We start from the raw sequence: 21910 nt of genomic DNA, 5'->3' as shown, positions 1-21910 counted from the left end.
GTAGTCAGCTTTTTTGTTCCTCATTTTGTCAAGGTTCGGCATATCTGGCTAATGGACATATTGCTTGTCAGGACAAATCCCCCTAATTGGATTTTTCCGTTAAGGTCCTGCTCGGCCAGGTACCGTTCAAATTCCTTTGGATCCTTAATGATGCCTTCTTTTTGCAGAACTTTCCCGATTTCCGGGGCAGTCATTCCGCTTTTGACCTGCAGGGTATATGTTTTTACAGCATTTTCTTCCTTTTCCCTGGCAGGTTTTGCAGCCTTTTTAGGCTGTGGCTCCCTTTCTCCAGCAGTCTGGTTCTTTGAGATGGAATATCCAGCTTTTTGAATGACCTGTTCTGCTTGTGCGAAAGTCACTTCTGCTTCTGGTTCCTCCGGCTTCAGTTCAAAATGAAACAGAGACAGCAGCGCTGCTGCCAGGAAGAGGACAGCTGCCAGAGACTGCATGCCTTTTCTGGTCATGAGCGGCTCCCCCTGTGCTGTCCTTCTTCGATAATTTCCAAAATTTCTTCCTGAGACAGGGTGGACTGCGCAGATATACGCTCTACCGACAGCCCCTGCCGGTAGAGGGCGAGCACCTGGTTCTTAAGGATTTCGTTCACGCTGTTTTTCTCAGGCTCACGGTTTCCAGTGCTGTTAAAGCCGCCAATTGAATCTTGCAGCAATTCCTCTTCCAGAATGGAAATTTTCTTATTCAGCCGATACATATCCTGCATATAAGAAAGAGACAGCTGTTCCACTTCTTTTTCCAGCACCTTTACTCCATCTTTTCTCAAAAAGGATAATACAAAAAGGACCGCTGACAGAATCAGCAAGGTCAAGATTACAAGTTCCATGTTTCACCCCTGATGTAATAATTCTATAAGTCATACATACATTTTACACTGAAAAATGAAAGGAGTGGATAGATTTATAGAAATTGGGACCATAGTATTCCTGTTTTTTGCAAAGAAATATAGGATAATTCCACGAAAATGAACAGTCAATCGACAAAATGCGTTCATTGTCCATATGGAATGGGGATGATAGGATTAACTTACATCAGATTAGCAGAAAGTCATAAGGAGCTTAAGTCATGGATGAAGATTTGAAAACCCGGAACAAAGCAGGAAACGCGGCTCGAAAACCGAAGCCGGAATCTGGCGGAGACTGGATTCAGGCCGTTTTGCAGCAAGCAGGGACCTTATTTGTATTCTGGGAAATCAGTAGATACAGGAAAGTGGTGCTGGAAAATGGTCCAGGCCATTCCGGCGGAAAGCTGGCACTTAGGATTCATGATGTTACCGGTATTCGATTTGATGGAGGAAATTCACTTGCCCATATGGATATACCTGTGCCAGCCGGAACATCACACTGGAAAATTGCCGGTCTGAGACAGAACTGCAGATATATTACAGACATCGGTTTGTTGATGGGACAAGATCGTTTTATCCCCATTCTCCGTTCAGAGCATGTGCATACCCCCGAAGATCCGGAAGGGGCACAGAAACATTCCGGGGCATCTCTCTGGAAACAGTGCAGCGGAGAGGGAGCAGGCTGGCTGGAAGATGTGAGCACCTACACCATATATGAGCGGCAGCAGGGAGGGGATAACCGTGATTTTCGCCTTTAAAACCAGCTGCCGCTCTGAGAATTACATGGAAAACCTCGAGAAAGAAGTGCGCGCCCTGGCTGCCCTGGCACGGAAATCTGTAATTCATGCCGCTATAAACGGCAGGCTGCTGGAAGAAATGTCCTCTCCTGGTTTTCAGGAAGAATTTTACTCGCGCTTAAGAAAAGGATTGTTTCAAACAGTGTTTTGGACAGATACAGGCTGCAGGCATCCCCTCCAATTGCTTCAAAAGCTGGCTGATTCAGGTGATGTTCTTTTTGCGGCAGCGGCCTATTCCCAATATCCCCTGCCGCTTATAGGCACCCATCCTGGTTTGGAGCATCAAATTGCCGAATCGGCAAGGGTTTTTGAGGAAGTGCTTTATGAGGTGCCTTCACATTTTTACATTCCCCCCGGTGAGTATGCCGAGGGCATGGACCGTATGCTGGCTCGCAGCGGATTTCAAAATTTATTTATTCATGCGGAAAATCTGCCGGAAAAAAAGGCAGCCGGCGGTGATGATCGTTTCCCGGGCGGGCTTTCCGCATGCCCATATACCCTGGGGTGCGAACCCGGCAGGGAAGGATGTACAACCCTTCTTCCTTCCGTGGAGGACATTCCTTATGGAAGTACTCTGGAAAAACTGTTCCCGGACGAAGCAGCAGGCAGAATTGGAGCAGCTTTCCGTATCGAAAGATCTGCACAGAAAATGGAGGATCTCGTTCAGTGGGGGGAATATATTGATGGCCTCCTTGTGACGGAAAAAGCCCCTCCAGCTGTCAGGCCCTTTCCGCTGCGGTGCAACAATCAGAAAGCAGGGAAAAGTCCGCTTGTAGTTATCATGCTTTCCTGGGAGTTCCCGCCCCACATAGAAGGGGGTCTCGCCCGCCATGTCCATGGCCTGGCAAAGGCGATGGCCGAAGGCGGGCATATTATCCATATCATTACGGCAGCAGCCGGGAGTGAAGACGGAGCCGAACAGGAAGGGAATTTGCTCATCCATCGAGTCGCCCCATTGGCAAAGCGTGAAGGCCGCTTTTTAGACTGGGTCACTTCCCTTAATCTTGCCATGGCTGATAAGATCATGGAGATCTCCAGTTCAGATCCTGTCCACCTGGTGCACGCACATGACTGGCTGAGCGCGCCGGCTGCGCTGGCAGCAAGAGAGCAGCTGGGGCTGCCGCTGGCCGCAACTATTCATTCTACCGAATATGGCAGGCGCGGAGGGATTTACAATGAAGTCCAGAGGAGCATCCATGCCCAGGAGCGGATGCTGATTCAATCGGCCGACAGGATTATTGTCTGCAGTGACTATATGAAAACGGAACTAAGGGGGGCATTTGACCTGCCAGCGTTGAATCTGCAGGTTATACCAAATGGAATTACACTGTCGGAGGTTTCCCATAACTTTGGAGACAGCGGCTGCCCGCCCGCTGTTCCCCTGATATATACATGGGGAAGGGCGGTTGAGGAAAAGGGCTTTCAGACTCTGATTCAGGCAGCTGCCATCCTAAAAGAAAGAAATATTAAAGTGCAATTTGTGATTTCTGGAAAAGGACCCTATCTGCCCTATCTGAAAAACCTGGTGAAGGACAAAGGCGTCGGCGGGATTGTAAACTTTACGGGCTTTGTAAAGGACGAGGAAAGGAACCAACTGATAAAAATGGCTTCGGCGGCCGTCTTCCCGAGTCTTTACGAACCTTTTGGGATCGTTGCGCTCGAGGCTATGGCGGCCGGTAAGCCCATTATCATTTCAAGGACGGGCGGATTGAAATCGATTATTGAAGAAGGGATAGAAGGGCTGATGTTTACACCGGGGAATCCCGTGGAACTTGCACGGCGGATTGAAGTTCTTCTTGCTGAACCTGCGCTCGCCGCCCGCCTAGGAGCAAATGGGAAGGAACTGGCACAAAGGAATTACAGCTGGGTATCCATTGCACAAAAAACAGTGGAAGTATTCATGGATCTGATTAGAGATGAACATGAAGGAGGAGAAATGTATGAAAAGCGTTGTTAGCATGCCCCGGCAAATGTCAGTTCTGGATTCTGGACCTTCAAGGCCGCTTCATCTAAGAGTGGGGCTCTGGGAGGATGGGCGGTATTATGACCTGCAGGATAAAAGCCGGTTTGAGATGCTTGGCATCCAAAGGTTTGAATATCATGAAACGCTGAAAAACAGTGAAGGAGTCCTTGCGGAATTCTCTCTGTCCAATATGGGCACAACGACCCGCAGCATTAAAATGGTCTGCATTCTCAGCGACCCTTTCCATGGGAGCATGACAGCCTTCTACAGTCCCCAGGAAGACTCGGTGATCGGAATGCATGAGGAGAAATATACCTATGCAAGCGGCATGATCAGCCAAAAGGGTCTTTGCCAATATGCCATCCTCGACAATGCCAGGCTCAGATATGAAGGATGCTTCAAATCACTGGCGCGTGGAGAGTTGTTTTTTTCCCCGCTCGCCAAGGGCAGCATATCCATCATTTACACTTTGGAGTCATCAATTGAGCCTGATGGCCATGTACACGGTTCCGTCTGGGCAGTGACTGCTGCAGTAAAAGAAGAGGCTGCTGCAATAAATCAATCATTAAGAAAAAAACCTACTAGCATTTTAGTTTGAAAAGTGATATTATAGAAAAGTCGTAAAAGAGAGATTTAAGTTTGGAGGGAAATATAATGCGTGTGAATATTACGTTGGCTTGCACAGAGTGTGGAGACCGTAACTATATTTCTAAGAAAAATAAACGTAACAATCCAGATCGTCTTGAGCTTAAAAAATATTGCTCAAGAGAAAAGCGTGCAACTGTGCACCGCGAAACAAAGTAAGCAGCAGGATATCCTGTTGCTTTTTTATTTGCCAAAAAAACTTTAAAATAGGTGTATGGCATATGAGGTGCCGCTATGTGAACTGCAGTTAGGAGAGAGGTCAATGGATAAAAAGAGGACAAGGCAGATGGTCAAGGCGCTGCTGAAGGAAAAGCTCACCAGGGAAGATCACCAGCACCAATCCGAAGAAATCCGGAAACGGCTGTTCGGGGAGGATTTCTGGAGTGAGGCCCGCTGTATAGGCATCACGCTGTCGAATTTTCCTGAAGCCGATACGATTGAAATCATCAGGAAAGCATGGGACACAGGAAAGGCAGTGGCCGTGCCAAAATGCATCCCTGACGCCCGGCAGCTCGATTTCAGGCTTTTACAGAGCTTCGATGAGCTGGAAACGGTTTTTTATGGTCTCAAGGAGCCTATTCCTGGATTGACCACACCAGTCGCAGCCGAAGATATCGACCTGATGTTCGTTCCGGGACTCGCCTTTGATGCCCGCGGATACCGGCTTGGTTATGGCGGCGGCTATTATGACCGGCTTCTGGCTGGCTGCAGCGGACTTACGGTTTCCCTGGCCCTCGATCTCCAGATTCTTGACAGTGTGCCAAAAGAGGTTCATGATATGCCGGTTTCAACAATTATTACTCCAGGCAGGATGATTGTCTGTGATATATAGTTATCTTTTATTAATTGCCGGAGCAGCGCTTATCGGCTGGAAGCTGGGATTATTGACTCGTTCAGGTTCCTTTATGGCCTTTATGACAGGTGCCGCCATAGCCTGGGGGTTTGGTTTCAAGGGACTGATTATGCTGGGCTTATTCTTTGTCAGTTCAAGTTTGTGGTCAAGAATCGGACAATCGCGCAAGAAGCAATTGGAAGAAATGCTGGAAAAGGGGAGCCGGCGGGACGGGATCCAGGTTCTTGCAAACGGCGGAGTCCCGGCTGTCATCGCCCTTGTCCATGGATGGCTGCCTGGTCAGGAGGCGCTTATCCTGTTTTTGGTCAGCATCGCGGCTGCCAATTCTGATACATGGGGATCAGAGCTTGGTGTCCTCAGTAAATCAAAACCCCTCTCTATTCTCACCTTCAAACGTGTGGAAAGGGGCACATCCGGTGCAGTAAGTCTTTTTGGGACCATCTGTTCTGCTGCCGGAGCGGCTTTCATTGCCTCTGCCGCCCTGCTGCTTTTTGACCTGCCCATGTCTTCGGCAGTTGTGGCAGCGGGATTTGGATTTTTGGGAAGCCTGTTCGATACTCTGATTGGTGCCTTTATCCAGCCGCAATATGTATGCAGGAGCTGCGGGATCCAGACAGAAAGGACCGTTCACTGCGGAGAGGCGGCACAAAGGCAGAAAGGCCTCGGCTTTCTTGACAATGACAGTGTCAATCTCCTGAGCATAGTCCTTGCATCGGCAGCCTGCTTCACTTTCTTGAAAATTTGGCTTTAATATCATAAAAACGTCCCCTGTTAAGAACAATAAAAACAGGAGGGATGAAGATGGCAAGATTCTTGGCAAAAACAATCATGCTGGCTGCGCTCTCAGCGGCCGCGTATAAGTACCGGTACAGCCTGATGAACAGGATGCTTTCAGTGCCTGCAGTGAGAGGGCTTGTTGTTTCCACATCGATGAAAAGCCCGCTGATCAGGAATAAAATGATGCAGAACATGTTTGAATAGGTAACAGAATGGGCCTCCTATGAATAATATAGGTTTAGGCCCCTTTTTATTTAAGGTAATATGGTGATAGATAGAAATGTCCGTTCATTATTCGGGGAGGGGAATCATGGGAAACAGGGAAGACTTTTTATTCTGGGCTGTGGCAGCCCATCTTGTACGGAAGAGACATATGGGGGTCATCTACCAGGGGAGCGATGGCAGGGAGATCTGGCTTCATAATACAGATCCGGGACTGCCCCATCAGGTAATCAGGCTGGCCCTTACCGATTTTGCCTGGACCAATCTGTTGAAAAGGGATATCGAACAGACTGCAGTATTTGGCGAGAATAACAGGCCGGCCTTCAGAGCCCGGAATCTATCCATTCTCAATGTTTATTTTATGCCGGCACCGCCAGTGGACGATTTTCATTCTGCCTTCGAAGATCCAGCAGAATTCAAAGGAACAAAAGTCACATCCATCATTGCGGACACAGGTTCCGGAAACCCCGGTCTGCAAAAGCTGGAAGCTGTCCTGCAGACTGAACTGCCGTTTTCCATGGTGCATGCTGCGGCTGCGGAGGAAAGTGAAATTAATGAGCTGAAATCAGCAGCACTTAAGGAAAGGGACCGGCCGGCTGCCAGCGGCCAGGAACTGTTTGAAGCGGGGAAGCCGTTCTTTACATACGTATTCCTGTTTTTGCAGATTGCGGTCTTTGTCCTGCTCGAGCTGAACGGAGGAAGCCAGAATTCACAGACACTGATTGATTTTGGGGCAAAATATAACCCGCTTATTCTGGAGGGGGAATGGTGGCGGTTTTTTGCGCCGATCGTTCTTCACATCGGCCTGCTCCATCTTCTGACAAATTCACTGTCTCTCTATTATATGGGAACACTTGTCGAACGGATCTTTGGCAGGATACGTTTTCTGTTTATGTACATATTTGCCGGGTTCAGCGGGACGCTGGCAAGCTTCCTGACCAATGACAGCCTCTCAGCCGGCGCCAGCGGAGCCATATTTGGCTGTTTCGGGGCACTGCTCTTCTTTGGGATCTTGAATCCCCGCATTTTCTTCAGGACGATGGGGACAAATATCATCGTGCTGCTCGTCATCAACCTTGGCATCGGCTTCACGGTTCCGGTGGTTGATAATGCCGGTCATATTGGAGGTCTCATCGGCGGCTTTATTGCAGCAGCCATCGTAAGCATGCCGGGCAGGAAAAAACCGTTATTCCAGGGAGTTTCATTCCTGATAGCAGCCTTTCTGATCTTCTTCCTGATTCAGCAAGGCTATGCCAGCGGTTCTGCAGGAAGCAGCGAGGAAACAGCCGTATCCATTGCCCAGCAGCATATTAAGGATGGTAAAAAAGATGAAGCATACCAAGTGTTAAAAAAATTTACAAACCGCAATTCCGCTGCACCCAAGAGCTACTTTCTCATGGCATATATAGAGGCAGAGAGGAACGAAACAGACCAGGCTGAAGCTCATCTGAAAAAAGCGGTGGGCCAGGACAAAGAGTTTGACGAAGCTTATTTCAATCTGGCGCTTGTGTATGTGAAAAAGCAGCAAATGGATGATGCTTACAAGATGGCAGGGAAGGCGCTCGATATCGACCCTGGCAATGAACAGTATCAAAAATTCTATAAGCAGCTGGAAGAATACCGCTAATACTGCTGCTTCAGAAGCACAGGCTCTTCGTCAGCCGTTTCTGTAATGAACAGCAGCTCACGCATCCGCGGGTTCAGAAGAAGAAGGGGAACAGTGCTTCCGAGTGGCGTTGTGAGGGATCCGTCCTGCTTTTTGATGCCGAGTGCATAATTCTTATATATCCCTTCCCAGAGCCTCCCGATGATCTTTTCCTGCAGGGATGGGGGGATGCCGGCAAAAAAAACCGCCCTTCCATTCGGGAGTTCAGTCAATGGAAGCTTGATATATTTCTCCGGATTTATGGATAGTCTGCCCATGGCACGGTTCCAGGAGGATTCCTGGACCGCACGGGCTTTACTGTCCAGTGCCTGCTTCCATTCCTGCTGCTCTGCTGTTATGGGGGTGCCGAAATAGTCAGGACCGGTCAGCCTGGAAAGGATGAGGTAGACAGAAGCAGAGCTCATCTGCTGTACACTGGTTATCTTTTCCCCGCGGTGAAGCTCCCCGTAATGAAAGGTGACTGCCTGGAGCTGGCTGCTTTGATCGACCTTGATGGTTTCCGCCTGCTGCAGCCTTTGGGTATCCTCCTTCCAGCTTTTCATGATTCCCAAAAGCCTCCCATTCCTAAATATCAATGAGACGTCCTGCCTCAGGTAATGAGGCGTGTCAGTCACAGAAGCTGCTTCCCATTTAAGCTTATAGTAGTTTCCTGAGAGGCGGGGGCTGAGGCGTGTTTCGGCCCTCTCAAACAAGGCCTTTTTATCAATAGGAAAAAAAATAATCGTCTGTATATTCCTGCCGGCATTATAAAAGTACAATGCCAGGCAGATACAAAGCATGAGGATACCTGAAACATACAGCCTTTTCATACAGCCCTCCCGTTCGTGTCTTTGCTCCACTATATGAGGCTGGATGTACAAGTATGTACATTGAAAGATGGGAAACGTGAGTTTGCCCACTTGTTAGATAAAAAAGGTTACATTATACTTTTTAAGTGAACACAAATTGCGGTAAGAGGGATCAAATGAATAATTTTTATGATATTCAGCAGTTCTTAAAACGATTTGGAATCTTCGTCTATATGGGAGACCGGCTTATCGACATGGAGCTGATGGAGGATGAACTGAGGGAGCTTTACCAATCAGGGCTGATTCCTCCATCAGAATTCCAAAAGGCGATTCTCGTACTGCGCAGGGAAGTTCAAATCGAAAAAGATAGAAGAAAAAATATAAAATAGGGTGATGAGATGGAAAAGTGGCTAGTAGGTGTTGATTTAGGCGGAACTACAACAAAATTGGCGTTCATCAGCAATTATGGCGAAATTCTGCACAAATGGGAAATCCCAACAGATATCAGCGATACCGGAAAAAATATAACCACCAATATTGCAAAGGCAATCGATGCTAAGCTGGATGCCCTTGGGCAGACAAAGAATAAGATACTTGGAATCGGGATGGGTGCACCAGGGCCGGTCAATCCTGTAACCGGCATCATTTATGAAGCGATCAATCTTGGCTGGAAGGACTATCCGCTGCAGCAGCTGCTTGAAGTAGAAACCTCACTTCCGGCAGTTATTGAAAATGATGCCAACCTGGCTGCACTGGGAGAAATGTGGAAGGGTGCCGGCAATGGGGCAAGGGACCTGGTCTGCGTAACACTTGGGACGGGAGTCGGTGGCGGCGTAATTGCTAACGGGCAGATTGTAACCGGTATCAGCGGGGCAGCGGGTGAAATAGGCCATATTTCTGTTCTTACCGAAGGCGGAGCTCCCTGCAACTGCGGGAAAAGGGGCTGTCTTGAGACGCTCGCCTCTGCTACGGCCATTGTACGCCTGGCCAAGGAAGCTATGGAGGCAAGCCCAGAAGCATCAACCCTCAGGGAAATAACAGACTTGACGTCTAAGGATGTGTTCGAGCAGGCGAAAGCAGGAGATGCAATCGCAGCATCTGTGCGTGACAGACTGGCCTTTTACCTGGGACTTTCCATCGCCAATGTATCCAACATTCTGAATCCGGAAAAAGTCGTGATTGGCGGCGGGGTATCGAAGGCTGGAGATGACCTCCTGATCCCTGTCAGGAATTACTTTGAACAATATGCATTTACAAGGGTCCGCGAATCGACCGGGCTTGCCATTGCTACACTTGGCAATGATGCCGGCGTCATCGGGGCAGCCTGGCTTGCAAAGAATGCATTTGGTGAATGATACCTGCATGGCTGGATCGTACTGACACATATACTAACTGGGGAGCTTCCGAATAGGAAAGCTCCCTTCCCTTTTATCTTCGTGCTGTTTGAACAACCGGAATCCGGGGTATGGGGGTTTACTGTACGAAGAGGGAAAAAAAGGAGGGAGACTTCTGCAGCTGACAAGCAAAAAGAAAGTGATTCCATTTCTCTGGATCGCCATCTTCTTTTTATGGATTAAAACGTATTTTTTGTATAAGACCAGTTTTCATATTGTGACAGCCAGTTTTCTGCAGGAGTTTATTCTATTCATAAATCCCCTCGGCTTTCTGCTGGTCCTGTTCGGCGCCGGAACCTTCTTCAAACAGAAGAGACTGCGGATTTATATAGTGTCTGCAGGCTTTCTGCTGTCGATCATTCTTTATTCAAATGTGGTTTTTTACCGGTTCTATAATGATTTTTTGACCTTTCCTGTGCTCTTCCAAACGAGTAATTTGGGTGATCTTGGCAGCAGCATCGAAGACCTGGTGTCCCTGGCGGATACCGCTTATTTCGTGGATGTTATACTCCTCTGGGTGATTGCGTCACGCATGCCTTCCAGGGTGGACTTTGAAGCTTATTCATGGGGAAGACGCAGTCATCTTTTCATCCTGGCGGCTGTCATCACTGCCGTGAATGTAGGACTTGCGGAAACACAGCGGCCGCAGCTGCTGACAAGGACTTTTGACCGTGAGATCCTCGTGAAAAATATCGGGACCTTCAATTACCATCTCTATGATGCCTTACTGCAGACAAAGTCTTCCGCGAAGAGAGCGCTCGCTGACGGCAGCAAGCTCTCCCGAATTCAGAATTATATAGAGGCCGGACACAGTCCGGCTAAAAACAGCCATTTCGGAGAGGCCAGGGGTAAAAATCTGATCATGATTTCGATGGAGTCCCTTCAGAGCTTCGTCATTGGTGAAAAAGTGAATGGCAGGGAAATCACCCCGTTTCTGAATGAATTTATCAAAGAAAGCTATTACTTTGATAATTTTTATCATCAAACAGGCCAGGGAAAAACCTCGGATGCGGAATTTATTATTGAAAACTCCCTGTATCCACTGGGCAGGGGAGCCGTATTCTTTACGAATCCCCAGAATGAATACCGTGCCACTCCCGAGATCCTTGGAGGTCTGGGCTATTTTACAGCCTCCATGCATGCCAACAATAAAAGCTTCTGGAACCGGGACATCATGTATAAAGCGCTCGGCTATTCAAGGTATTACAGCCTGCCTGACTATAGGGTGAGTCCGGAAAATTCGGTGGGCTGGGGCTTGAAGGATCAGGAGTTCTTTGAACAGTCCCTCCGCCATATGAAAGAAATGCGTCCGCCTTTTTATACAAAGCTGATCACTCTTACCAACCACTTTCCTTTTATACTGGGGGAGGAGGACCGCAAAATTGAGGAGTTCAATTCGGGCAGCACGACCTTGAACCGATACTTTCCGGCGGTCAGGTATATGGATGAATCCATCGGGAAGTTTATTGAAGGACTGAAGGTTAACGGTCTGTATGATAAGTCCATCATTGTCCTGTATGGGGACCATTACGGAATCTCAGACAACCACAATGAAGCGATGGCTCAGTTTTTAGGCCGTGAGATTACTCCCTTTGAATCCGTCCAGCTGCAAAGGGTTCCTATGCTCATTCATATACCCGGCCAGAAGGGCGAAACCATCTCTTCGGTATCAGGGCAAATTGATGTAAAGCCTACTCTCCTGAATTTGTTAGGTGTTGAGGACAGTGGTGATCTTTCATTTGGCCATGATCTGCTGGATGGCAGAAAAGAACCGTTCACAATCCTCCGAAATGGAAACTTTATTACAAAAGATTATGTTTATACGCAGGATGCATGCTATTCCAGAAAATCTGGACATCCCGTCCCAGCATTGGGATGCGAGCCATACATGAAGAGGGCAGAAACAGAGCTTCAATATTCGGATGATATCATCTATGGCGACCTCCTCCGTTTTTCAACACAAAAATAAAAAGGAATGAGACTATCTCATTCCTTTTTTTGTAAAAAAGTGGCGGTTCTGCATGTATCATAAGACTTTCCTGAAGCCAGGTGTGCACATCATAAATTTTCCTGGCATCCCTGGTGTGACTTGCCCCGCTCCGCCGCCTCACTATGACTTTGCCTGCTTTTGCCAGGAGCCTTTTCCAATGCATGGCCAGCGGCAGGCAGCTCATGTTTGTTTTATGGTCTTATGCTGGACGAAGATTTCCTATATACTTAAGGCAATAAGTGATCAGGGGGTGAAGGGCAAGTGAAGGGGGCGCGGAAGTTATGTATGCTGCTATGCTCCGTATCAATGCTGTCTGGCTGCAATTTTAGTGACGAAGCCGGAAAAGAACCGGCAAAAAAACCTCAAAAAGAAGAACGGCAGGTTAGTTCAACCCTTAATCCCCGGACCATCAGCAGCAAGCAGTATAAAATGACCGAAATTGCCGGCTGGCTGAACCAGGAAACTATAGTATTTACAGCCCTTCAAGGATCTCAGAGCAAGGCTGTCAAACATAATATCAAGACAGGAGAGGAATCTATCCTGTTTGAGGGAGCATTCCCTATTTCATCTATAAAATTAAGCCCCGACAGGAAACAGTTTTTGATCCAGACTTCATCACGAGACGGCAAAATGGAACTTTTGGCCATTTCGGGGAATGGAGAGAAGCTTCATACCCTCAGCCTCCCGGCGGCGGAAGTCAGCATTCAGTGGAACCCTTTTCGAAGCGGCGAGTACCTGGCTTCAGCCTTTGACAGAGACTGGACTTTCAGCGGCTATATTGTGGATACATCCGCTCAAAAGGTAGAGGAAATAAGGATGGAGGTCCCTTTCCTGCAATGGAATTCAGAAAAAGAGTTTCTTTTCAAGGATATAGGAAAAGATCCGGCAAAAGAAACCGGCCCGCTTCTCGCGGAGGCGGCAGACGGTCATGGAAAAAGGAAGCTGCTTGATAATGTCTTGTTTTTTCAGCGTGATAGAGATGTGCTTGCGGTCTTGTCACAGGAAGGTCCGGAAAAAGGGCGGCTGTCGTTCTTTGGACCGGGCATGGAGACGTATCATAAATTCCCGCTTGCTCTGCCGCCTGGCCAATCGGCATCTCTGCATCTGTCTATCAATCCGGAGAAAGCAATTTGTGCCGCCATTGTACCAGCGGAAAGCGGCAGGTTTGAGCTGGTTGTCTTTAACTGGAAGACCGGCACAAAATTGACCATACTGAAAGATTGTCCAGATGAACCCATCTCACTCTCTCCGGACGGGACGGTTTGCCTGATGGGCAGCCAGCTTGAAAAAGCAGTGAGTCTTGGTGATCATAAAATCTATCCCTTATACGAATGATTCCACAAAAAAAAGACACAGACCAGAAGTCTGTGTCTTTTTCCCTTTTTAATGGCCTGCTGGATAGCCGTGGTTTAGAACTGTCATGACAGTGAACCACCCAAATACTACAAGCGATCCTCCGGCAAAAATGATACCCAATAGGTTTTTGCTTTTGAAAGAACTAAAAAGACCAAAAAAAGCAAGAAGCGTTACAAGTGCAAATATGATTGGCAAACCCATCTTTATGTCCCCCTGTTGTACAAATTAAGTGTCCGGGCCTTGTCCATTGCCAAATGGCGGCAGGCCTGCTAAAAATATGTAGATAATAGTGCATCCGTTTTTATTTTAATGGTTTTTCAAATATTTGTCGAGGTTAATTAGAAACTCCTGGGTTGTTTCATGCAAGCGGTTACGGATGCGCATAATAGTCTGCAAAATTCTTCTCCATTCTATTGCCCGCTTCTGCTGGGGATAAAACGCCGGAAATCAATAGAATACAGATTCTTTACGGGATGGTGTAAGATATAAGCATCGATCCAAGAAAGGGTGACGCGATATGAAATGGTTTCAGCTGCCGCTTGGAAGTCTGCAGACCAATTGTTATGTACTCGCAAACAGCAAGAAGGAATGCCTGATTTTTGATCCAGGCGGGGATGCGGGGAAGCTTATTGATTTTATTTCTGAAAAAGGCCTGGAGCCAAGGGCAGTGCTGCTGACGCATGCTCATTTTGATCATATCGGTGCCCTTGATGACATTCGCAGGGAATATGGCATCCAAGCCTATATCCATGAAAAGGAAACAGATTGGCTCATTGATCCCGCCCTGAACGGATCCAAATTCTTCATGGGCGGCGCCATGCGCATGAACCCGGCGGAGAATGTGGTGAAGGGCGATCAGAAACTGACTGTGAAGGGCTTTGATTTTGAGCTTATCGAGACACCGGGCCATTCTCCAGGCAGTGTTTCATACTATTTTAAAGAGGCCGGGGCCGTATTTTCCGGCGATGCCCTGTTCCGCCGGAGCATTGGCCGGACGGATCTTCCAGGGGGCAATCATAAGCAGCTTATCCAAAGCATCAAGAACAAATTATTGAAGCTGCCGAACAGCACGGTTGTTCTTTCAGGCCATGGCGATGCCACTACCATTCGCGAGGAAACCAGGGAGAACCCGTTTCTGACTTAATAGTACCCTTAACTAAGGCAGGGGATCAGGATGCTTGAGAAGATTAAGGAAACCATCAGACAGAGGGAGAATGGTCTGATTTCATACCGGGAATTCATTTCGCTGGCCTTATATGCGCCGAATGCCGGCTATTATGCAAGTGACCGGGCTAAAATCGGGCGAAGCGGGGATTTTTACACCTCGGCTAATGTATCTGATATCCTCGGGACGGTGCTTGGGAAGTGGTTCGGCAGCCTGATAGCGAGTGGTCAAACCGCACCAAACATCTGTGAGCTTGGCGGAGGCACCGGCCGGCTTGCCCGCTCGGTGCTGGATGCCCTGAAGCTGGCCGTTCCTGAAATCTATCATGAGATCAAGTATATGATGGTAGAGACGAGTCCCTATCATATCAGCCTGCAGGAGGAGTCCCTGAGGGAGCATCCCGGGGCCGTTTTCCTCACAGACATTGAAGAAGCGGGGAACCTTGAGGGAATTCTGTTCTCAAACGAATTTTTCGATGCCTTTCCCGTCGCAGTGATCGAAATGCGGGATGGGGAGCTTTTTGAAGTTATGGTCGGGCTTGCTGGAGGAGGATTGATAGAGAAGCCTGTCATCCTTCGGGATCCGTCCATTCTCCGCTTCCTTGCAGAAGGGGGATGGCAGCTTTCCGAGGGCCAGAGGCTTGAGGTGCCGCTTGATATGCTGGATTATCTGGACAAGATAAACAGGAGGTTCTCCAAGGGGATTATGCTTACTCTTGATTATGGGTACACACGAGAGGAATGGATGGCTCCCCAGGTGCGGTCGGGAAGTCTGAGGGCTTATCACAAACATACTCAGAACCATGATGTACTTGCCCGTGCCGGGGAAATGGACATTACCGCCCATATTCACTGGGACGCCATGCGGGATAAGCTGAGGGGTGCTGGATTTGTACATAGGAGCCTCCTGCGGCAGGACGAGTTCCTCCTTAAGGCGGGCATCCTTGATGAGCTCTCTGCCCATGCCGATCCTAACCCCTTCTCGTCAGTCAGCAGGCGGAACCGGGCAGCGAGAAGCTTGATAACACCCGGCGGCATTTCTTCAAGCTTCCGCGTTAGCCTTGACACAAGGAATATGGAAGAGGCCATTCTCTTTCCAAATGAAAAACCCATGGAACATAACTAGTTCCATGGGTTTTTATGTATGAATTAGTGTCCGCCGGCTCCAGGTGTCATCATGAATGTTGTCCAGTAAGTAAATCCGGCGAAAAAGACGGTAAGATATGCACCAAAAACATAGATATACATACGCTCTGATAATTTTAAATAGCTTAATAATACAAAGAATCCAGTTTGTCCGAAAAATAGCAATGCTGCTGTATGCATGTCCCCCATGTAGAAGAAGATCGCGAAGATCCCAGTCCAGAAGCCAAGCACCCGATACATACGCTCCATATGTTCCCCTCCTTTGTTGTAACAGTATTATCCTAAATTATTATAAATTAACAAGAACCGTAATGTAAAGAATAGTTTATAAGGCCGGCCGGCTGATTGTAAGTGTTTACAGATTTCATACCACAAAGGAGGATGGAATCAAACGTATTCAGGTTATTGATTGACATGAGGAACATTATCTCTATAATTGAGAATGAGAATCAATTAATAATACATAAGGGGACGAGCTGAATGAAAAAACATAACCTATTCCGTTTATTGGGATACCTGGCCATACTCTCAGTGGCCATATTAGCCGGCTGTTCGGGCGGAGATAAAGAAGGACAAAAAAATTCATCTTCCAAGGAAGAAAAGAAGGAAGATAAAGGCGAAGTCAATCTCTACACCAGCCGCCACTATGAAACAGATGATGCCCTATATGAAGCTTTTACAAAGCAGACCGGCATTAAAGTCAATATTGTAAAAGGGGAAGAAAATGAATTGATCGAGCGTCTTTCAAGAGAAGGACACTCTACACAGGGAGATTTATTCCTGACTTCTGATGCAGGCAGGCTTTCATGGGCCAAAGAGAAGAAATTGCTGCAGAAAGTGGACAGCGAAACCCTGAGCAAGAACGTACCTGAAAACTTAAGAGACCGCGATGGAGAGTGGTTTGGATTAACAAAGCGGGCACGTGTGATTGTATATTCCAAGAATCGTGTAAAACCATCTCAATTATCCACATACGAAGCTCTGACCAGTCCTGAATGGAAAGGGAAAGTATTGGTCCGCCCATCCGACAATGTATACAATCAATCCCTTCTGGCATCATTCATTGAAATCAATGGAAAAGATAAAGCAAAAGAATGGGCTCAGGGGATTGTCAAAAACATGGCAAGAAGTCCGCAGGGAAATGACCGGGACCAGGCAAAAGCGATTGCAGCCGGCGAGGGCGATGTTGCCATCATGAACACTTATTACATTGGAGTAATGCTGAACTCAACTGACCAGGAAGAAGTCAAAGTGGCCAAACAAATGGGCGTTTTCTTCCCTAATCAGGAAACTACGGGCACCCATATCAATGTAAGCGGAATCGGCCTGACAAAGCATGCCAAAAACAAAGAGAATGCTATAAAACTGATGGAATATCTGTCAGGCAAGGAAGCGCAAGGGAAATTTGCCCAAGCAAATTATGAGTATCCAGTCAATAAAGACGTAGAGCCGTCAGAACTCTTAAAATCTTGGGGAGACTTTAAATCCCAGGATATTAGCCTGACCACGCTTGGTGAGTATAATGCCGATGCTGTAAAACTATTCAATGAAGCAGGGTGGAAATAATCCAGTTTTTCATTTATCCTTAAAACAGGTAAGTTGAGAGAAGAGTGCCGTATCTTTAGGGATACGGCCTTCCTATTAAATGGATCAATCCATGATGCAGTAAGGAATGAACGGAATGCTGTCACACATCAAACGCCAAGTAAACAGCTGGGCATTGCTCAGCTTTGTTTTCATAGCCATTATTATGCTGCCTGTCTTTTTTATTGGTTTTCAATTTTTCACAGGTTCGAGTGAGAATTGGCAGCACATACAAAAATTTCTTTTGAAAAACTATGTGATGAATACAGTGTTGATTGCAGGATCCACCGCCCTTTTTACAACCCTCATCGGTGTCAGCCTGGCCTGGCTTGTATCCGCTTTTGATTTCCCTTTAAGGAGTTTTTATAAATGGGGAATCATCCTGCCGCTCTCGATTCCGCCTTATATCGGAGCCTATACCTATCACGGGATTCTGAACTATACAGGAGTCATTCAGGCCACATTGAGGAATTCATTTGGAATCACAGTCGATCCTAAATGGTTTAATATCATGTCAATTAAAGGCGCCGTTTTTATTTTCTCCGTGCTCCTGTTTCCCTATGTATATATCATTACGAGAAGTTTTCTTGAGAAACAGTCAGCCGCCCTTATTGAAAATGCCAGGCTGCTTGGAAGGAATTCCTATGAAATCTTCTTCCGGGTTGTGCTCCCGATCTCACGCGCTTCCATTGTCGGCGGGGTGAGCTTAGTCATTTTAGAGGTATTAAATGATTATGGTGTAGTCAAATATTTCGGTATCCAGACATTCAGCTCTGCTATTTTCCAGACCTGGTTTGGGATGTCCGATATCGGGTCCGCCATTAAATTGTCCTTTATCCTGATGTTCATTGTCCTGGTTACATTAATCCTGGAGAAACTGATCAGGGGCAGGAAGAAATACAGCTTCACCACATCCAAAGTCCGGCCTATACAAAAGACCAGATTAAAGGGCTTCAAAGCCTGGCTTGTGACCGGTTATTTTTCGGTCATATTTGCCCTTTCATTTTTCATTCCGTTCCTGCAGCTCATTCATTGGGCGATCATGACCTATAAGCAGGTTTTGAACGCGGATTTCCTCAGGATTGTATGGAATACGGCCGCGGCTGCCTTATGTGCGGCCATCATTATTGTGATTGTTTCTCTGATCCTGGCAAACTACAGCCGGTTATTTTCGGGGCTTATTCCCACATTGTTTTCCAAGATTGTTGTCTTTGGATATTCCATACCGGGGGCAGTAGTAGCTATGGGTGTGCTCTCCCTGTTCATTGTCCTTGACCGGGAGATTTATTCGGTATACCAATTTTTCCATGCGAATCCCGCGATCATTTTAAGTACAAGCATAGTGATGCTCATATTCGCTTATGTGATACGGTTTTTGGCGCTGGGTTTCAACTCCATCGAGTCAGGCTTTGAAAAGGTCGGCCTGTCTTATACAGAGGCTTCAAGGATGCTCGGAATGACGGTCACACAAACCTTTTTCAGAATTGATCTGAAAATGATTTCAGGGGCGGTATTCGGTGCCTTCATTCTAGTATTCATTGAGATACTTAAAGAATTGCCGCTTACATTAATTCTGCAGCCGTTCAATTTTTATACGCTTGCAACAAAGGCGTTCCAATATGCCGGCAATGAAATGATCCATGAAGCTGCCACCGCATCTCTCTTAATTATCATCATAAGCGGCTTGTCCATTTTCTTTTTTCATAAAGTCCTAGAAAAGGAGTCAGTCTGATGTTTGTAGAATTGAAAAATGTGAACTTCCAATATAATAATGCAGCTGAACGAACCATCGAGGATTTTTCAATCACGGTTCCAAAAGGCGAAATCCTTTCGATTCTAGGAAACAGCGGGAGCGGGAAAAGTACGGTGCTTCGTCTGATCGCCGGACTCGAATCCCCGAAAAGCGGTTCGATTGAAATCAATGGAAAAGTGATGGCGGATGACACACAATTTATCATGCCGGAAAAGCGGGGAGTTGGTCTCGTCTTCCAGGATTACGCCCTTTTCCCCCATATGACGGTAGCGAACAATGTGAAATTCGGATTGGTGAAAATGAACCGGAAAGAAAAAGCGGCCCGGCTGCAGGAAGTGCTGGAGCTCGTCGGCCTCACACAGTATGCAGAGCGTTATCCGTATGAATTAAGCGGCGGCCAGCAGCAAAGGGTGGCCCTGGCCAGGGCACTCGCCCCGAACCCGTCCCTCCTCATGTTTGATGAGCCATTCAGCAATCTCGATGCTGAGCTTCAATTGAGGATCCGGGATGAACTGCGGTCGATCCTCAAGCAGACCGGCATCACCTCCATATTTGTCACACACGACCGGGCAGACGCACGATCCCTCGCTGACCGGATCGTAATCATGAAAAACGGCCGCATCGTCCAGGCCGGTAAGCCCTGTGATTTGCTTATGGATGACATTAAGGCGAGCCCGGTGCCGGTTTATACCACCTAGCTATATCGCTGAAAAGGACCTTTGGAGGGTCCTTTTTTTCGTCCGGCCTGAGAAGTGCCTTTCAGTATAAGATAGTAAATTTTTCCACAAAAAGAAGCGATTCATGGTGGACAGGCAGGAATCTGATATCTTCTGTCGAATACAATAGGCAGAAAGGAAGGTGATTCTATTGGAGCTATTGAAAGGACAGCCGACCGAATATTGACGTTCGGCTATAAGGAGCAGGCCTCCGACATCCACATCATTCCCCGAAAAGAGGATTTCCTCATCCAGCTCCGTATTGGCAGCAATCTTGTCCCCCTTGAAGTTTTACCCGTAAAACAGGCCTACCGGCTGCTGTCCCATTTTAAGTTCCTCGCATCCATGGATATTGGTGAAAAGAGGAGACCACAGAGCGGTTCTTTCTCCGTCGCAATGGGGAAGACCACAATCGGGCTCAGGCTGTCCACACTCCCCACAGCCTTTGCAGAAAGCCTTGTCATCCGACTCATTCCCCAGCAGCAGATACTCCCGCTTCAGCGAATCTCTTTATTTCCTAAAACAACATCCAGGCTTCTTGCGCTGCTCCGACACTCACACGGATTGATGATCTTTACCGGTCCGACAGGGAGCGGCAAGACAACAACTCTATATTCCCTGCTGAACCATGCAGGGGAATTCATCAACCGCAATATCATCACACTGGAAGATCCGATTGAAAACCATTCTGAACAGGTGCTGCAGGTCCAGATCAATGAAAAAGCGGGCATCACTTACTCGGTCGGTCTTAAGGCAGCCCTCAGGCATGATCCTGATATCATCATGGTTGGCGAAATCAGGGATGCCGAGACAGCCCGCATCGCAGTGAGGGCCTCATTGACCGGCCATCTTATCCTTTCGACCATGCATACCCGGGATGCCAAAGGCGCCGTCTACTGGCTGCTGGAATTCGGGCTGAGTCTGCATGAAATAAAGCAGACCCTGATTGCGGTGACAGCTCAGAGGCTTCTTGAATTAAAGTGTCCCGTCTGCAAAGGGGAGTGCAGAGGGAATTGCGACAAAAGACTGAAAAGCAGGCGGGCCAGTGTTTATGAGCTGCTTTACGGGAGGACTCTTGGTTCCGTCATAGGAGAAGCGGAAGGAAAATCAGAAAAGATCAAGCCAAGAGAGCTCAAGGATGAAATCAGCAAGGCTGTCGCCCTTGGATATGTTACAGATGCAGAGTTTTACAAATGGGTCTATGAATATGAAAACGAGTAAATGGCAGGTGAAGGAACAGGCACTCTTTTTGATAGAGCTGGGAGAACTGCTGGATCTTGGCTACTCGCTGCTTCACGCTCTCCATTTCCTGAGGCTTAATAAAAGCATCAAAAAGGCAAAGGAACTGGATTACGCAGTGGAATTGTTAAGGGGCGGGCACCCGCTTCATTCCGTTCTTGACTCCCTGAAATTCCATCGGAGCATGACTAGTTATGTGTTTTTTTCAGAACAGCACGGCATGCTTTCTTCCTCCTTAAAAGAGGCTGGGACTTTTTGGATGAGAAGATGCAAGGATGGCGACAAGATAAAAAAACTCATGTTTTACCCTGTTTTGCTGCTCTTTTTTGCACTTCTTGTTTTCTATGGATTTGACCGTATGCTCCTGCCAAAGTTTCAGGTGCTGTTTTCATCGATGGATACCTCAGCCAATATATACCTCAATACAGTGATAACTTTTTCTAAGCTTATCAAGCTTTTACCCTGCTTTTTAGCCGCTGTTGCTGCGTTATGCCTCACAGTCTACTTTATCTGGTACAAAAATTTGAATCCACTCAAGAAAAGGGCGTTCCTCGTTAAAATCCCCATAGCTGGAAATTTTATCAGACTTTATACTACCCAGTTTTTCACCAGCCAGCTGAGTGGTCTCCTCACTGGGGGATTGTCCATCAATGAGAGTTTCCAGCTGTTTTCAAAAACAAAGCAGCAGCCGTTCTTTCAACAGCTGAGTGAAAAGATTCAAGCTGAGCTGACGAGGGGAAGGACACTCGATAGCATTCTGTCAGGAATCCCATATTTCGAGAAAAATTTAGCTGCCATAACGGCAAGCGGCCAGAAGTATGGAAAGCTGGATAAGGAGCTTTACTATTACAGTAAAAAGCTTTTGTCAGTTATGGAAGAGCGGATAGAGCTATACCAGCGGATCATACAGCCGGCCTTGTTTTCCATTATCGGAGTGCTGATCGTCAGCATATATATGGCAGTTCTCCTGCCGATGTATTCGCTGCTGAACACATTATAGG

At 47.4% G+C, this 21910-nt stretch carries 24 protein-coding genes; 19 read left to right on the top strand and 5 right to left on the bottom strand.

The window, feature by feature from the left end; genetic code table 11:
- Nucleotides 1–20 precede the first annotated feature (20 nt).
- Together V1501_RS14800 and V1501_RS14795 are read right to left on the bottom strand one after the other, a co-directional pair.
- Nucleotides 21–464 carry a hypothetical protein gene (locus tag V1501_RS14800; RefSeq protein WP_409289289.1) on the bottom strand — a complete coding sequence of 148 codons (444 nt, stop codon included), beginning with the start codon at nt 462–464 and terminating at the stop codon, nt 21–23.
- Complete coding sequence (locus tag V1501_RS14795) at nt 461–838, bottom strand: hypothetical protein (RefSeq protein WP_409289287.1); 378 nt, start codon at nt 836–838, stop codon at nt 461–463. The genes V1501_RS14800 and V1501_RS14795 overlap by 4 nt, the downstream gene beginning before the upstream one ends.
- A 239-nt stretch (nt 839–1077) precedes the next feature.
- Here V1501_RS14795 and V1501_RS14790 point away from each other — a divergent pair, with 239 nt between their 5' ends.
- The 8 genes from V1501_RS14790 (at nt 1078) to V1501_RS14755 (ending at nt 7740) form a co-directional block, all read left to right on the top strand.
- Nucleotides 1078–1614 carry a DUF4912 domain-containing protein gene (locus V1501_RS14790; protein WP_409289285.1) on the top strand — a complete coding sequence of 179 codons (537 nt, stop codon included), beginning with the start codon at nt 1078–1080 and terminating at the stop codon, nt 1612–1614.
- The gene (locus tag V1501_RS14785; protein WP_409289284.1) at nt 1598–3610 is read left to right on the top strand and encodes a glycosyltransferase; all 2013 of its coding nucleotides are present in this window, start codon (nt 1598–1600) and stop codon (nt 3608–3610) included. Before V1501_RS14790 ends, V1501_RS14785 begins: the two co-directional genes overlap by 17 nt.
- Nucleotides 3594–4214 carry a hypothetical protein gene (locus V1501_RS14780; RefSeq protein ID WP_409289282.1) on the top strand — a complete coding sequence of 207 codons (621 nt, stop codon included), beginning with the start codon at nt 3594–3596 and terminating at the stop codon, nt 4212–4214. The genes V1501_RS14785 and V1501_RS14780 overlap by 17 nt, the downstream gene beginning before the upstream one ends.
- Before the next feature lie 56 nt (nt 4215–4270).
- A complete protein-coding gene (gene rpmG / locus V1501_RS14775; protein WP_203554488.1) occupies nt 4271–4420 on the top strand; it encodes a 50S ribosomal protein L33 in 150 nt (49 codons plus the stop codon).
- Nucleotides 4421–4523: 103 nt separating this feature from the next.
- Nucleotides 4524–5093 (top strand): 5-formyltetrahydrofolate cyclo-ligase, encoded by a 570-nt coding sequence (locus tag V1501_RS14770; RefSeq protein WP_409289280.1) that lies wholly within the window; start codon nt 4524–4526, stop codon nt 5091–5093.
- The gene (locus V1501_RS14765) at nt 5083–5865 is read left to right on the top strand and encodes a DUF92 domain-containing protein (protein ID WP_409289278.1); all 783 of its coding nucleotides are present in this window, start codon (nt 5083–5085) and stop codon (nt 5863–5865) included. Before V1501_RS14770 ends, V1501_RS14765 begins: the two co-directional genes overlap by 11 nt.
- Before the next feature lie 50 nt (nt 5866–5915).
- The gene (locus tag V1501_RS14760) at nt 5916–6095 is read left to right on the top strand and encodes a hypothetical protein (protein WP_409289276.1); all 180 of its coding nucleotides are present in this window, start codon (nt 5916–5918) and stop codon (nt 6093–6095) included.
- A gap of 106 nt (nt 6096–6201) precedes the next feature.
- Nucleotides 6202–7740, top strand: coding sequence for a rhomboid family intramembrane serine protease (locus tag V1501_RS14755; RefSeq protein WP_409289274.1), 1539 nt, complete (start codon nt 6202–6204; stop codon nt 7738–7740).
- Here V1501_RS14755 and V1501_RS14750 read toward each other — a convergent pair.
- A complete protein-coding gene (locus V1501_RS14750) occupies nt 7737–8588 on the bottom strand; it encodes a hypothetical protein (RefSeq protein ID WP_409289272.1) in 852 nt (283 codons plus the stop codon). The two genes, V1501_RS14755 and V1501_RS14750, sit on opposite strands and share 4 nt — an antisense overlap.
- Nucleotides 8589–8743: 155 nt before the next feature.
- Between V1501_RS14750 and V1501_RS14745 the strand changes: the two genes are divergently transcribed.
- From V1501_RS14745 to V1501_RS14730, 4 genes are all read left to right on the top strand, one after another.
- On the top strand, nt 8744–8956 hold the full coding sequence (locus tag V1501_RS14745) for a YqgQ family protein (protein ID WP_409289271.1): 213 nt from the start codon (nt 8744–8746) through the stop codon (nt 8954–8956).
- A 9-nt stretch (nt 8957–8965) separates the two neighbouring features.
- Nucleotides 8966–9922, top strand: coding sequence for an ROK family glucokinase (locus V1501_RS14740; RefSeq protein ID WP_409289269.1), 957 nt, complete (start codon nt 8966–8968; stop codon nt 9920–9922).
- Between the two features lie 232 nt (nt 9923–10154).
- A complete protein-coding gene (locus tag V1501_RS14735) occupies nt 10155–11930 on the top strand; it encodes an LTA synthase family protein (protein ID WP_409289268.1) in 1776 nt (591 codons plus the stop codon).
- Nucleotides 11931–12236: 306 nt separating this feature from the next.
- Complete coding sequence (locus V1501_RS14730; RefSeq protein ID WP_409289266.1) at nt 12237–13286, top strand: hypothetical protein; 1050 nt, start codon at nt 12237–12239, stop codon at nt 13284–13286.
- Nucleotides 13287–13334: 48 nt separating this feature from the next.
- Here the strand turns inward: V1501_RS14730 and V1501_RS14725 are convergent, their stop codons facing one another.
- Entirely contained in the window at nt 13335–13508 is a 174-nt protein-coding gene (locus V1501_RS14725; protein WP_409289264.1) for a DUF2759 domain-containing protein, read from the bottom strand.
- A gap of 316 nt (nt 13509–13824) precedes the next feature.
- Here V1501_RS14725 and V1501_RS14720 point away from each other — a divergent pair, with 316 nt between their 5' ends.
- Both V1501_RS14720 and V1501_RS14715 read left to right on the top strand, forming a co-directional pair.
- On the top strand, nt 13825–14451 hold the full coding sequence (locus V1501_RS14720; RefSeq protein WP_409289262.1) for an MBL fold metallo-hydrolase: 627 nt from the start codon (nt 13825–13827) through the stop codon (nt 14449–14451).
- A gap of 30 nt (nt 14452–14481) precedes the next feature.
- Nucleotides 14482–15597 carry a class I SAM-dependent methyltransferase gene (locus tag V1501_RS14715; protein ID WP_409289260.1) on the top strand — a complete coding sequence of 372 codons (1116 nt, stop codon included), beginning with the start codon at nt 14482–14484 and terminating at the stop codon, nt 15595–15597.
- A 23-nt stretch (nt 15598–15620) separates the two neighbouring features.
- Here V1501_RS14715 and V1501_RS14710 read toward each other — a convergent pair whose 3' ends face one another.
- The gene (locus V1501_RS14710) at nt 15621–15866 is read right to left on the bottom strand and encodes a DUF2626 domain-containing protein (RefSeq protein ID WP_409289258.1); all 246 of its coding nucleotides are present in this window, start codon (nt 15864–15866) and stop codon (nt 15621–15623) included.
- A 231-nt stretch (nt 15867–16097) separates the two neighbouring features.
- On the opposite strand from V1501_RS14710, the gene V1501_RS14705 reads away from it, so the two are divergent.
- The 5 genes from V1501_RS14705 to comGB all read left to right on the top strand — a co-directional run bounded on the left by V1501_RS14705 (nt 16098) and on the right by comGB (nt 21909).
- Nucleotides 16098–17183 carry a Fe(3+) ABC transporter substrate-binding protein gene (locus V1501_RS14705; protein WP_409289256.1) on the top strand — a complete coding sequence of 362 codons (1086 nt, stop codon included), beginning with the start codon at nt 16098–16100 and terminating at the stop codon, nt 17181–17183.
- 115 nt (nt 17184–17298) lie between these two features.
- Complete coding sequence (locus V1501_RS14700; protein ID WP_409289254.1) at nt 17299–18933, top strand: ABC transporter permease; 1635 nt, start codon at nt 17299–17301, stop codon at nt 18931–18933.
- Complete coding sequence (locus tag V1501_RS14695) at nt 18933–19652, top strand: ABC transporter ATP-binding protein (protein ID WP_409289253.1); 720 nt, start codon at nt 18933–18935, stop codon at nt 19650–19652. Before V1501_RS14700 ends, V1501_RS14695 begins: the two co-directional genes overlap by 1 nt.
- Before the next feature lie 168 nt (nt 19653–19820).
- The gene (gene comGA / locus V1501_RS14690) at nt 19821–20891 is read left to right on the top strand and encodes a competence type IV pilus ATPase ComGA (protein ID WP_409293384.1); all 1071 of its coding nucleotides are present in this window, start codon (nt 19821–19823) and stop codon (nt 20889–20891) included.
- Nucleotides 20878–21909 (top strand): competence type IV pilus assembly protein ComGB, encoded by a 1032-nt coding sequence (comGB, locus tag V1501_RS14685; protein WP_409289251.1) that lies wholly within the window; start codon nt 20878–20880, stop codon nt 21907–21909. The genes comGA and comGB overlap by 14 nt, the downstream gene beginning before the upstream one ends.
- Nucleotide 21910: the final 1 nt, after the last annotated feature.

This window comes from Paraperibacillus esterisolvens (assembly GCF_046237625.1).
Classification (GTDB): Bacteria; Bacillota; Bacilli; order Bacillales; family DSM-1321; genus Paraperibacillus; species Paraperibacillus esterisolvens.
The sequence above is the reverse complement of the archived record's forward strand: the minus strand, read 5'-3'. Positions and strand labels throughout refer to the sequence as shown.

Coding starts and splice junctions, on each gene's coding strand:
- V1501_RS14705 (WP_409289256.1), top strand. CDS start 16,098: ATGAAAAAACATAACCTATTCCGTTTATTGGGATACCTGGCCATACTC.
- V1501_RS14695 (WP_409289253.1), top strand. CDS start 18,933: ATGTTTGTAGAATTGAAAAATGTGAACTTCCAATATAATAATGCAGCT.
- V1501_RS14760 (WP_409289276.1), top strand. CDS start 5,916: ATGGCAAGATTCTTGGCAAAAACAATCATGCTGGCTGCGCTCTCAGCG.
- V1501_RS14800 (WP_409289289.1), bottom strand. CDS start 464: ATGACCAGAAAAGGCATGCAGTCTCTGGCAGCTGTCCTCTTCCTGGCA.
- V1501_RS14770 (WP_409289280.1), top strand. CDS start 4,524: ATGGATAAAAAGAGGACAAGGCAGATGGTCAAGGCGCTGCTGAAGGAA.
- V1501_RS14715 (WP_409289260.1), top strand. CDS start 14,482: ATGCTTGAGAAGATTAAGGAAACCATCAGACAGAGGGAGAATGGTCTG.
- V1501_RS14730 (WP_409289266.1), top strand. CDS start 12,237: ATGCTGCTATGCTCCGTATCAATGCTGTCTGGCTGCAATTTTAGTGAC.
- V1501_RS14750 (WP_409289272.1), bottom strand. CDS start 8,588: ATGAAAAGGCTGTATGTTTCAGGTATCCTCATGCTTTGTATCTGCCTG.
- V1501_RS14740 (WP_409289269.1), top strand. CDS start 8,966: ATGGAAAAGTGGCTAGTAGGTGTTGATTTAGGCGGAACTACAACAAAA.
- V1501_RS14790 (WP_409289285.1), top strand. CDS start 1,078: ATGGATGAAGATTTGAAAACCCGGAACAAAGCAGGAAACGCGGCTCGA.
- comGB (WP_409289251.1), top strand. CDS start 20,878: ATGAAAACGAGTAAATGGCAGGTGAAGGAACAGGCACTCTTTTTGATA.
- V1501_RS14725 (WP_409289264.1), bottom strand. CDS start 13,508: ATGGGTTTGCCAATCATATTTGCACTTGTAACGCTTCTTGCTTTTTTT.
- V1501_RS14745 (WP_409289271.1), top strand. CDS start 8,744: ATGAATAATTTTTATGATATTCAGCAGTTCTTAAAACGATTTGGAATC.
- V1501_RS14755 (WP_409289274.1), top strand. CDS start 6,202: ATGGGAAACAGGGAAGACTTTTTATTCTGGGCTGTGGCAGCCCATCTT.
- V1501_RS14720 (WP_409289262.1), top strand. CDS start 13,825: ATGAAATGGTTTCAGCTGCCGCTTGGAAGTCTGCAGACCAATTGTTAT.
- V1501_RS14710 (WP_409289258.1), bottom strand. CDS start 15,866: ATGGAGCGTATGTATCGGGTGCTTGGCTTCTGGACTGGGATCTTCGCG.
- V1501_RS14795 (WP_409289287.1), bottom strand. CDS start 838: ATGGAACTTGTAATCTTGACCTTGCTGATTCTGTCAGCGGTCCTTTTT.
- V1501_RS14700 (WP_409289254.1), top strand. CDS start 17,299: ATGCTGTCACACATCAAACGCCAAGTAAACAGCTGGGCATTGCTCAGC.
- V1501_RS14780 (WP_409289282.1), top strand. CDS start 3,594: ATGAAAAGCGTTGTTAGCATGCCCCGGCAAATGTCAGTTCTGGATTCT.
- rpmG (WP_203554488.1), top strand. CDS start 4,271: ATGCGTGTGAATATTACGTTGGCTTGCACAGAGTGTGGAGACCGTAAC.